The sequence below is a fragment of the Pseudomonas sp. UBA6310 genome (genome assembly GCF_002438225.1).
Classification (GTDB): domain Bacteria; phylum Pseudomonadota; class Gammaproteobacteria; order Pseudomonadales; family Pseudomonadaceae; genus Pseudomonas_O; species Pseudomonas_O kuykendallii.
In genome coordinates this window covers 15,184-17,425 of record NZ_DJTK01000047.1, presented here as the reverse complement: position 1 = coordinate 17,425, position 2,242 = coordinate 15,184, and the positions used below count along the sequence as shown (strand labels likewise).

Below are 2,242 nucleotides of genomic sequence, written 5' to 3'. Positions count from 1 at the left end.
CGCTGGCGGGGTTACGCCAGGCGCGCGTCCAGGCTGTTCTGCGCCAGGCGCCTGGCCTGGTCCTGGGTCATGCCGAGGCTCTCGTGCAGGGCCTGGAAGTTCTCCGTGACGTAGCCGCCGAAGTAGGCCGGGTCGTCCGAATTCACCGTCACCTTCACGCCGCGCTCGAGCAAATCGAGGATGTTGTGCTGGCTCATGTCGTCGAACACGCAGAGCTTGGTGTTGGACAGCGGGCACACGGTGAGCGGGATCTGTTCGTCGATCAGTCGCTCGATCAGTCTCGGGTCTTCCGCGGCGCGCACGCCGTGGTCGATGCGGCTGACCTTGAGCAGGTCCAGCGCTTCCCAGATGTATTCGGGCGGGCCTTCCTCGCCGGCGTGGGCGACGGTGAGGAAGCCTTCGGCGCGGGCGCGGTCGAACACGCGGCGGAACTTGCTCGGCGGATGGCCGACCTCGGAGCTGTCCAGGCCGACGGCGACGAAGGCGTCGCGGAACGGCAGGGCCTGGTCGAGGGTGGCCTGGGCTTCGTCCTCGCTCAGGTGGCGCAGGAAGCTGAGGATCAGTCCGCTGCTGATGCCCAGCTTGTCGCGACCGTCCTTGAGCGCGCCGGCGATGCCGTCGAGCACCACCTCGAAGGGCACGCCACGGTCGGTGTGGGTCTGCGGGTCGAAGAAGGGTTCGGTGTGGATGACGTTCTGCGCCTTGCACTTTTCCAGGTAGGCCCAGGTCAGGTCGTAGAAGTCCTGTTCGTGGCGCAGCACGTTGGCGCCCTGGTAGTAGAGGTCGAGGAACTCCTGCAGGTTGTTGAACGCGTAGGCGCCACGCAGGCTTTCCACGTCGCCCCAGGGCAGCGTGATCTTGTTGCGCTCGGCCAGGGCGAAGAGCAGCTCGGGCTCCAGCGAACCCTCGAGATGCAGGTGCAGTTCGGCCTTGGGCAGGGCGTTCAGCCAGTCGTACATGGGGTTCTCTCTCAGGCGGTTTTTGCCAGTTTACCAACCGTGGCGCGGCAAAGGGCCGCGCCGTGGTGGTCCGGGAGCGCGGCGACGCTCCCGGAGATCGCCGTCAGACGGCTTCGGCTTCCAACTCGCGACGGTAGGCGTAGGTCGCGGCGAAGCGCGACAGCAGCCATTCGGCGCAGGTGGTCGCCGGGTACTTCGGCGGGTTGCTGGCGTCGGAGCAGTTCGGCAGGCAGGCGACCACGGTGTCCGGGTGCGGCTCGGCGAAGAACGGCATCGAGTAGCGGTGCACGCCCAGCGGGCTGATCACCCGGTGCGGCGTCGACTTGTAACGGTCGTTGCTCCAGCGCGCCATCATGTCGCCGATGTTGATCACGAAGGTGCCCTCGACGTAGGGCGCGTCGATCCATTCGCCATTGACGTTCTGCACCTGCAGGCCGCCGGCCGGGTCCTGGTAGAGCACCGTCACGCAGCCGTAGTCGGTGTGCGCGCCGGCGCCCTGCTGGTCGGGGCTGGTGGCGGTCTGGCGCGGCGGGTAGTGGATCACGCGGAAGGCGCTGACCGGCTGCTCGAAGCGCTTGTCGAAGAAGTCGCGCTCGATGTCCAGGGCCATGGCGATGGCGCGCAGCAGGGTCTTGGCCAGGTCCTGCATGTCGTTGTAATGCTGCTCGAACAGCTCGCGCCAGCCGTCCTGCTGCGGGTGGCGGTTGGTGCCGCGCAGCGGCTTGCCGGCCAGCACGTCGGGATGCGACGCGGGCAGGTCGAGGCCCATGTCGAAGGTTTCCTTGAGGTCGCTGGGCAGCGCCGGGTCGAGCTGCTCGGTGGCGATGGCCCCGTAGCCGCGGTGGTGGCTCGTCTGCGTGATGTCGATCTTCAGCTTCTCTTCCAGCGGACTCTCGAAGAAGGTCCGGGCGGCGGAAAGCAGCGCTTCGATGCGCTCCGCCGGGATCGGATGGCCCTTGATATAGAGGAATCCGAAGTCGCGGCAGGCGGCGTCGATCTGCTGGGCGACGTCGGCCCAGGCGCTTTCGTCCGGACCGTAGAGGGGGCTGATGTCGATGATCGGGAGTGAGTTCATGTGTGCTCCGAAAAGCGGGTGCTGCGAGTCTTCTCGTACCGGGCAGCGATTTGAGGTCGGACGGAATGGTCCGGCCCCTGTGTGCGGTTCTCCCCGTCGACGAGGAGGGACGGCACGACTTCTGGCGATTTTCGCAAGTTTGGCCTCGTCATTCGCGAGGCATCAATCGATTCCGACGAGGCGGCGGGCGGCGGCATGGCCTTCCCGG

The 2,242-nt window shown here is 66.9% G+C and carries 2 protein-coding genes; both read right to left on the bottom strand.

Going from position 1 to position 2,242, the window contains the following annotated elements:
• Positions 1-11 precede the first annotated feature (11 nt).
• Positions 12-959, bottom strand: a complete 948-nt coding sequence (locus B3E91_RS10845) for an adenosine deaminase (protein ID WP_287029423.1) — start codon at positions 957-959, stop codon at positions 12-14.
• Between the two features lie 103 nt (positions 960-1,062).
• Positions 1,063-2,034 (bottom strand): 2-oxoglutarate and iron-dependent oxygenase domain-containing protein, encoded by a 972-nt coding sequence (locus B3E91_RS10840; RefSeq protein ID WP_090225385.1) that lies wholly within the window; start codon positions 2,032-2,034, stop codon positions 1,063-1,065.
• Between the last annotated feature and the right edge of the window lie 208 nt (positions 2,035-2,242).

Coding starts and splice junctions, on each gene's coding strand:
- B3E91_RS10845 (WP_287029423.1), bottom strand. CDS start 959: ATGTACGACTGGCTGAACGCCCTGCCCAAGGCCGAACTGCACCTGCAT.
- B3E91_RS10840 (WP_090225385.1), bottom strand. CDS start 2,034: ATGAACTCACTCCCGATCATCGACATCAGCCCCCTCTACGGTCCGGAC.